The organism is Streptomyces sp. NPDC002911 (assembly GCF_053591835.1).
This window is the reverse complement of record NZ_JBSFUO010000063.1, coordinates 1-7,564: the sequence shown is the minus strand read 5'-3', so window position 1 is coordinate 7,564 and position 7,564 is coordinate 1. Positions and strand designations below refer to the sequence as shown.

7 protein-coding genes and 2 pseudogenes are annotated in these 7,564 nt (G+C 67.9%); 6 read left to right on the top strand and 3 right to left on the bottom strand.

The features are described from left to right. Positions 1 to 134: 134 nt before the first annotated feature. From ACWD04_RS33530 to ACWD04_RS33520, 3 genes and pseudogenes are all read left to right on the top strand, one after another. Positions 135 to 1,109: pseudogene (locus ACWD04_RS33530) on the top strand (polymorphic toxin type 30 domain-containing protein); the annotation flags it as partial. 17 nt (positions 1,110 to 1,126) lie between these two features. Then, on the top strand, positions 1,127 to 1,447 hold the full coding sequence (locus ACWD04_RS33525) for a hypothetical protein (protein WP_451137507.1): 321 nt from the start codon (positions 1,127 to 1,129) through the stop codon (positions 1,445 to 1,447). A 142-nt stretch (positions 1,448 to 1,589) separates the two neighbouring features. Continuing rightward, positions 1,590 to 1,718 (top strand): hypothetical protein, encoded by a 129-nt coding sequence (locus ACWD04_RS33520; RefSeq protein WP_451137506.1) that lies wholly within the window; start codon positions 1,590 to 1,592, stop codon positions 1,716 to 1,718. A 765-nt stretch (positions 1,719 to 2,483) separates the two neighbouring features. Here ACWD04_RS33520 and ACWD04_RS33515 read toward each other — a convergent pair. Together ACWD04_RS33515 and ACWD04_RS33510 are read right to left on the bottom strand one after the other, a co-directional pair. After that, the gene (locus tag ACWD04_RS33515) at positions 2,484 to 3,419 is read right to left on the bottom strand and encodes an MBL fold metallo-hydrolase (protein WP_451137505.1); all 936 of its coding nucleotides are present in this window, start codon (positions 3,417 to 3,419) and stop codon (positions 2,484 to 2,486) included. Positions 3,420 to 3,430: 11 nt separating this feature from the next. Then, positions 3,431 to 4,768 carry an MFS transporter gene (locus ACWD04_RS33510; protein ID WP_451137504.1) on the bottom strand — a complete coding sequence of 446 codons (1,338 nt, stop codon included), beginning with the start codon at positions 4,766 to 4,768 and terminating at the stop codon, positions 3,431 to 3,433. 147 nt (positions 4,769 to 4,915) lie between these two features. Here ACWD04_RS33510 and ACWD04_RS33505 point away from each other — a divergent pair, with 147 nt between their 5' ends. From ACWD04_RS33505 to ACWD04_RS33495, 3 genes are all read left to right on the top strand, one after another. After that, positions 4,916 to 5,122 carry a hypothetical protein gene (locus ACWD04_RS33505; RefSeq protein WP_451137503.1) on the top strand — a complete coding sequence of 69 codons (207 nt, stop codon included), beginning with the start codon at positions 4,916 to 4,918 and terminating at the stop codon, positions 5,120 to 5,122. Continuing rightward, positions 5,109 to 6,500 (top strand): amidase, encoded by a 1,392-nt coding sequence (locus ACWD04_RS33500; protein ID WP_451137502.1) that lies wholly within the window; start codon positions 5,109 to 5,111, stop codon positions 6,498 to 6,500. Before ACWD04_RS33505 ends, ACWD04_RS33500 begins: the two co-directional genes overlap by 14 nt. Positions 6,501 to 6,641: 141 nt before the next feature. Beyond that, positions 6,642 to 7,253 carry a TetR/AcrR family transcriptional regulator gene (locus tag ACWD04_RS33495; RefSeq protein WP_451137501.1) on the top strand — a complete coding sequence of 204 codons (612 nt, stop codon included), beginning with the start codon at positions 6,642 to 6,644 and terminating at the stop codon, positions 7,251 to 7,253. A gap of 38 nt (positions 7,254 to 7,291) precedes the next feature. Here the strand turns inward: ACWD04_RS33495 and ACWD04_RS33490 are convergent. Beyond that, positions 7,292 to 7,417, bottom strand: a pseudogene (locus tag ACWD04_RS33490) (RNase A-like domain-containing protein); the annotation flags it as partial. Positions 7,418 to 7,564: the final 147 nt, after the last annotated feature.

The following is a 7,564-nucleotide window of genomic DNA, read 5'->3' as shown; positions in this document are numbered from 1 at the left end:
CGGACAACCCCACCCAAGGATGCATGTCTGGCCCAACGACCCCGCCCCTCCAGCGTCACCGCGAACTGCTTGTCGAGTTCAAGCAACGGCATTGGGTCCCAGTCTCCAGGTGTCCATGATCAAGGGGAAACTTCACCTCGGTCGTCACCCCAGAGGGCACCCGCTGGCGTTACACCTACGACCCACTGGGGCGCCGCACCGCGAAACTCCGCCTGGCGGAAGAAGGGGAAACCGTCGTCGAACGGGTGGTGTTCACCTGGGACGAAACGACCTTGTGCGAGCAAACCACCACGTCCACCGAGCTGCCCCACCCGGTCACCCTTACATGGGACCACCAGGGCCTGCAGCCCCTGGCTCAGAGAGAGCGCATCACCGCCGCCGATGCCCCGCAGGAAGAGATCGACTCGCGCTTCTTCGCCATCGTCACGGATCTGACGGGCACACCCAGCGAACTCGTCGACGGCGAGGGCCGGATCGCGTGGCGCACACGGAGCACGCTCTGGGGCATGACCACCTGGGCCGCGAACAGCACCACCTACACGCCGCTACGCTTCCCAGGGCAGTACTACGACCCCGAAACGGGCTTGCATTACAACTACTTCCGTCACTACGACCCCGCGACAGCCCGGTACCTGACCTCGGACCCGCTCGGCCTGGAGCCCTCACCCAATCCCGTCGCATATGTGCTCAACCCACATGCATGGGTCGATCCGCTCGGTCTCGCTCCCTGCCCGCCTCGCATCAAGGACGGCGGCTGGGACCTGAGGAATCACAACCCACTTGATATCGTTCCTGGTGACGCCGAAATGCGAGTACTCACACCGGACGCCAACGGTGGTGCGCAAAAGGGAGTCGAGTATAAGTGGAAAGACCCTGAGACGGGAAACACAGCTCGGCTCCGAGTTCATGACAAGGACGGGACCGCCCCGGCGGGCTCGAATGCGGCGAATGGAGACGTCTATCGGGTAGTGATCGGTGGCAAATACCAGGACGAGGCAGGGGTTTTGTACCATCGGCAAGTCCACAACCCGAATAGTCCGCATTACGATCCGGATGCGGCCAACGGTACACATATCCCCTGGCCGAGTCAGTATCCACTTCCATATTGAGCAAATAGGTTGAGCACATGGAACCCTGTGAATTCATCGACGTGGCGCGCAAGGTCCTGGACACAGAATCGGCGGTGCGTGAACGCGCGGCCGACGAAGTTACCGATCACTTGAGTGCCTATTCGCCCGCTCAGGCTTCGTCGTTGGCTACGCTGCTGGCGGCGGCTGCGGCCTCCGAGAAGGAGAACTCGACCCTGGAGGCCGAGCTCCACGCCATCCTCGAATTGATGTCAACCGGCCATGTCGGCGTTGACCATGTAGCACAGTTGCGGGAGATCCGACTCGGGGAGGCGACACCTGAACTCCGCGAATACATTAACGACTTGCTTGAAAGCTGAGCAGGGTCCCGGAGGACGAGCTGTTCAGGGGGACTGGGCGGTGTGGTCAGGCAACTGCTGTGTCCGAGGCGAGGGAATGGGATCCATGGCCCGGTGAGAAGAAGCGTTTGAGTAGGTCACCGGCCGTTGGCGGGAGGTGGCCATGGGGCGCATCCCGGGCCGGTTCGCCCGGGTCGATCCCCAGCTTGCGGGCCGGGCGGTCCATCAGGCCCTGTGTGCCCAGCGCGAGGACCGGCGCCGCGTCGATGCCCTGCTCTCGCTCATCCTGTGATGCCAGAACCGTGTTGGACCTGCCGACGGTTGTCTGCAGGCAGGCGCGGCGGAGGCCGACGAGGAGGCTGTGGTCGCTGTCCGCCCGGTCGGCCCGATGGGACGCTGATGGGTATGGTCGTGACGCTCGTTTGACGCTCTAGGGTGTTCGCCAGGCTGATCAAGGTGGCCGAAACCAGCGTTGACCTGTACTTATGTCGGCACTTGCCTTCCATGACGTGTTCCCGATGACGCACCATGTGGAGTGCGTCGCGATCCTCGAACCTGTCGCATAGGGCGCCTGACCTGCGGTTTTGTGGTCCGGGTGGGTTGCTCGACCTGTTTCCCTTCGTACAGCGGGTCGGGCAGACCCACTGCCTGTTCAAACTCGCCTGACCTGCGGTTACAGGGTTTGGCGCGGTTCGTGCGAATGATGTCGGCGACGTGCATTCATCATTGTTGACGCTCGAATGACGCTCGATTCGTGAGACTGAAGCAGGGCCGCGTTGCTCGGCCGGCGATGGGCGAGTGGGGCCGGCAGGTTGCCCTCGTTCGCGACGCGTCGGCGTGACTGTCGTCGCCACGAGGGACAGCCGACAGCCGGCTTACGCAAAGGGCGCAAGCCGGTGATCGGTCATGACGTCGTCCGGCCCCATCGGTGACGACGGAGCGCATGCCGGAGGAGTCTCGTAGCTCTCGGGCCGTCCGGTCGCGGACGCCCAGGACGTCACCCGCACGGACTCGGTGCGACTCGGTGCGCGGCACGTCCCGGGTGCTCCGATCCGCTTCAGCCGCCGATGGACGTGCCCCCTGAGGGAGCCGGGACCAGTCGGTACCCGCCGTCCTCGCGTAGCACGTGTCCGGCGGTCGGGGGCGGGAAGTGGCTCCCAAGCAGGAGAGTTGACGTACCGGCCAGTGAGCCGAGCACCTGATTCCGGGTCCTGGCCGCGAGTTCGGGAGAGACGTCCACACAGCTGCAGAGCTCCGGATGCGCCATCTGGACCGGGTGGTGGATGCTGTCGCCGGTGACCAATGCGGTCTCGCCACGGCTGCTCAGTTCCACCGCTACCTGCCCCGGTGTGTGGCCGGGGGTGGGCAGCAGGCGGATGCCCGGCGCGACGTCCGTGCCCTCGTCCGCGACATCGATGAGGTCGACCAGACCTGCTTCCCGGACGGGATGGACCGAGTCCCGGAACATCTGGCGACGCGCCTCCTCCATGTCGACACCCGCCCAGTAGTACCACTCGGTGCGTGAGGTGAGATAGCGCGCGTTCGGGAAGGTGGGTACCCAGTCGTCGCCCTCGGCGCGCGTGTTCCACCCCACGTGGTCGGCGTGGAGGTGGGTCAGGACCACGACGTCAATGCTCTCCGGCGCGAAGCCCGCCGCCCGTAGCCGTGCTTCGTAGTCGCTGTTCAGGTTGTGCCAGGCGGGGTTGGCTCGCCGCTTCCCGTTTCCGATGCCCGTGTCCACCAGCACCCGCATGCCGTCCACCTCGACGGCGAAGCTGTGACTCACCAGGCGCAGGACGCCTTGTTCGTCGGCGAATTCGGGGCTCAGCCAGGGAGTCCGGCTTACGAGGTCGGTGGTTGCCCCGGGCAGCAGCCACGGACCGGTCTGGGCGGGCAGGACCACTTCGTCGATGCGTCGTACGGTGTGGTTGCCCACCGTCCAGGAAGAGGCGGGGGGAGTAGTGGACTTGGTCGTGTGCGATGAGGTGAACACGGCGACGTTCCTTACCTGTCATGGGTCGCGAGGACGGAGATGTCTGGAGCGGGTGTGTCGGGTGAGGCGGATGTGTAGTTGCTCGCCGCCGGGCGGGAGTGGGCGTCCGGGGACGGTGTCCGGTGCCGACTGCGCAGCGGCGCGGTCAGCGTCGCGACTGCGACGGTCGCCAGTACGGCCACGCAGCCGGCACAGGCCAGTGCTGCCGCACGCAACCCGGAGGCGGCGGTGAGGGCGCCGGCGCCGATGGCGGGCAGACTCATCGCCAGGTAGCTGAGTACGTGATAGGAGGCGAGCGTGCCGCCCTTCTCCCGGGCCGGGACCGAGTCGACGACCGCGCGCAGCGCACCCTGGGAGACTGCTCCGAAGCCGAAGCCGAAGCCGAAGCCGGCCAGCGCCGCCCCGGCGAAGAGAAGTACGGGGCCGGCGAGATAGAGGGCACCCAGGGTCAGGACGGCCGCCGGAATCACCGCGCAGCTTCCGAGCAGAGCGGAGACGTCGGCACGCATCCTGCGCGTGAAGTACACCGTCGGGGCGGCGACGGCCGTCAGCGTGAAGAAGACCATGCCGCCGGCGTATTCGGGTCCGCCGGGGGAGATGAGTCGTGTGAAGCCCGGTCCCAGGGACGAGTAGAAGCCGCCGAGTGCCCAGACGGCGACGACGCCGGCGCTGTTGAGCAGGAGAGCGTGGGCGGCCGCCGACGGCAGCGCCAGATGGGGCCGCATCGAGCGCAGTGCTCCGGGACGGCGGCGGACGGTCTCGGACGTCGAGACAAGGGCGATGGCCTGCGCGGTGTACACGGCGATCAGGGCCGCGTACACCGTGGTCGTCGGAACGAGGGCGAAGCGCACCATGAGGGTGGCTGCCAGGACGCCGGCCGCCATGCCCGTCACCGGCGCGATGCTGTTGGCCAGAGCGGGGCGACCCGACCGGGCGGGACTTCCCAGGTCGAGGAGAGCCGCACCTGCTGCGCTGGTCGCCGCGCCAGTCGCGATGCCCTGCAGCACGCGGGCGCCGATCAGGGTGGTCAGGCCGTCGACCGTCGCGAACAGCGCCATGGAGGCGACCTGGACCGCGAGCGCGCCCAGGAGCACGGGGCGGCGTCCGACATGGCCGGAAAGGGTTCCGGTCGTCAGCAGTGCGATCAGGAGTGCAAGAGCGTAGGCGCTGAAGACTACGGTGATGTCGAGGGACGACAAATGCCACTGAGCCTGGTAGCGGGGGTACAGCGGGGTCGGCGCGCTGGATGCGGCGAGCAGCGCGATCAGGATCGAGGCGTGCAATGCGAACGGCAGGCGTCCGGATGGGGAGGTGCAGGGAGGCGCGAGGCCCGCGGGGACGCTCTGCATGAGGGCCCTTCCCGTGCTAAAGCGATTTGTTTGCTTTAAGGCACCGTAGGTCCTACGATCGACTAAAGCAAACAATTCGCTTTTGCGGTGGTCGGAGGTCCTGTACCAGCCCCGGCCCGTCGCGCCGCACAGATCCGGAAGGAAGCCATGACCAGCGAACTCACCCCCCAAGAGGCAGCCCGAGGAGCGCTGCGGGCGGGGCTCCCCCTCGGGGACGGCCGACACGAAGGAGTGGCCATGACGGCCAACTACATCCACTCCGTGATCAGCACGTTGCGCGAGCTCGATTTCGACGAGACCCCTCCCGCGTCCTCATACCGAGCCGGACACGGTAACGCCGATGCAACCGTTTGAGCTGTCGCTGACCGAAGCCTCCCGTGCGGTGCGCGCACGGGAGCTGTCCCCCGTCGAACTCACCGAATCGGTGCTCGCCCGTATTGCCGCCGTCGAAGGACGGCTGGGCGCCTACGTCACCGTCGCCGCCGACGCGGCCCTGGCCGCAGCGGGCCGCGCCGAACGGGAGATCTCCGGAAGCGGACCGCGTGGGCCGCTGCACGGGATCCCCATGGCGCTCAAGGATCTGATCGACGCAGAGGGGATACCCACCACGGCGAGCTCGCGCGTCCGGGCGGGGCACGTGGCGGAACGCGACAGCCGGGTGGCCGAACGGCTCGGCGCCGCCGGGGCCGTCCTCCTGGGCAAGACGCACACGCACGAGTTCGCCTACGGCCTGACCACTCCGCAGACGAACAACGCCTGGGACCACAGCCGGGTTGCGGGCGGATCGAGCGGCGGCTCGGCGGTGGCTGTCGCCACCGGCGGGGCGACGTTCGCCATGGGCACGGACACGGGCGGTTCCATCCGGGTCCCCGCGGCCCTGAACGGCGTAGTGGGCCTCAAGCCGACCTACGGCCTGGTCCCACGCACAGGTGTGACCTCGCTGTCCTGGTCCCTGGACCACGTGGGCCCTCTCACCCGCACCGTCCAGGACGTCGCGCTGGTACTGTCGGCGACCGCCGACCACGACCCACGCGACCCGGCGAGCGTGTCCGGCCCGACGCTGGACCGCTTCCCGGGAGGCGACCTGCGAGGACTGAAGGTCGGCGTACCGCGAAACCACTACTTCGACCGGGTCACGCCCGAGGTCGAGGAGTCCGTACGCGGCGCGATCGAGCGGCTGGCGGAGCTGGGGGCGGAGCTCGTCGATGTCGAGATCCCGATGGCGCGTTACATCCAGGCCGTTCAGTGGGGGCTGATGGTTCCCGAGGCCACCGCCTACCACGAGCGGTCGCTGCGGGCCACCCCCGACCTGTACGCGGCGGACGTTCGCATCCTACTGGAGGCCGGCGAACTCACCTCTGCGGGCGACTACCTCCGCGCCCAGCGGGCCCGCACCATGATGCGAGACGCCTGGGCTCGCATGTTCGACGGAATCGACGTCCTCGCCGCGCCGACGGTGCCGATGACCGCAGCCGAGGCGGGGCAGGAAGCCGTCGAGTGGGCCGATGGCACGACCGAGGCCGTGTCGGACAGCTACGTCCGCCTCTGTGCCCCGGCCAACATCACCGGAGTCCCGGCCCTCACCCTGCCGGTCGGTCACGACCGCGCCGGACTGCCGATCGGTATGCAGCTGATGGCGCGCCCCTTCCGCGACGTGACGGTGCTCCGTGTGGGCCGGGTCTACGAGGAGTCGGTGGCCGGCGCGGGGCGGCTTGCTTTCCTCGCTGCCTGAGGAAGGCGGACGTTCCAGCCGGCATGCGGTCGCGTCGCTGCAGGGGCGTCCGCCGTGCTCGGGCGCCCGGATGCATGGCCCCGCGGGTCGCCGACGCCGGCCACCGCCTAGAAGCAACACAATCGCATTAAGGTGGATCGCATGAGTCCCAAGCCCATGGCTCGCCCCGGCGGGCGCAGCGCACGCGTACAGGAGTCCGTCCATGCGGCGGTACGTGAACTCGTGGGGGAGGTGGGCCGCGACGCGCTCACGGTCCCGATGGTGGCCACTCGGGCGGGCGTGACCCCCTCCACGATCTACCGTCGTTGGGGCGACCTGCAGGAACTCCTGTCCGACGTGGCCGTCGAACGACTGCGCCCGGAAACGGATCCGGCCGATCTCGGAAGCCTGCGGGCCGATCTCGACGCGTGGGCGGAACAGTTCCTCGACGAGATGGCCTCGCCACCCGGGCGCGCCTACATCCGGGACGCCCTGCTCGGCGACCCCGGCGGAACCAATGCCGGTCAGTGTTCGGCGTATGCCGCAGAGCAGATCGACGCCGTGTTGGCTCGTGCGGTGCAGCGGGGGGAGCCGGTGCCCGAGACGGAACTGCTGATCGACCGTGTCGTGGCGCCGATCATGTACCGCATCCTCTTCCGCCCCGGCCGACTGGACGCCGCATACGCGCGCGAGCTCGTGACGAACGCCGTGTACGCCCAGCAGAGCGACGCGTCGTGGAGGCCAAGCGGCTGGCTGTACCGGCAGGGGTCCTGAAATCTCCAGCAATGCCCGACCAGGACGTAGCCCTTGGGCGTGACGCGGGACCGGGTGTTCTGGGCGAGCCAGCGGTGGACGGCCTGTTCGTTCGCGGTGACCACCTGCTGGGTGGCCCACTGAGCGGTCTCCCGATCGGGATAGGAGGCGGAACGGGTCAGCACGGGGGGATCCTCTCGAATCACCGGGGCAGGATCTTCGCGCGTACGGACTCACTAGCCTCGCCGTTTCGGTTGGGGCGATGAGGTGTCGTTGAGGGGGAACTGCCTGGTGGCTGACGCGTTTTCGGTGTTCGGACATGGTGGAGACCC

Bases quoted from the DNA above. Each gene is read 5' to 3' on its own strand.
- ACWD04_RS33505 (WP_451137503.1), top strand. From the start codon at position 4,916: ATGACCAGCGAACTCACCCCCCAAGAGGCAGCCCGAGGAGCGCTGCGG.
- ACWD04_RS33495 (WP_451137501.1), top strand. From the start codon at position 6,642: ATGAGTCCCAAGCCCATGGCTCGCCCCGGCGGGCGCAGCGCACGCGTA.
- ACWD04_RS33520 (WP_451137506.1), top strand. From the start codon at position 1,590: ATGGGGCGCATCCCGGGCCGGTTCGCCCGGGTCGATCCCCAGCTTGCG.
- ACWD04_RS33525 (WP_451137507.1), top strand. From the start codon at position 1,127: ATGGAACCCTGTGAATTCATCGACGTGGCGCGCAAGGTCCTGGACACA.
- ACWD04_RS33510 (WP_451137504.1), bottom strand. From the start codon at position 4,768: ATGCAGAGCGTCCCCGCGGGCCTCGCGCCTCCCTGCACCTCCCCATCC.
- ACWD04_RS33500 (WP_451137502.1), top strand. From the start codon at position 5,109: ATGCAACCGTTTGAGCTGTCGCTGACCGAAGCCTCCCGTGCGGTGCGC.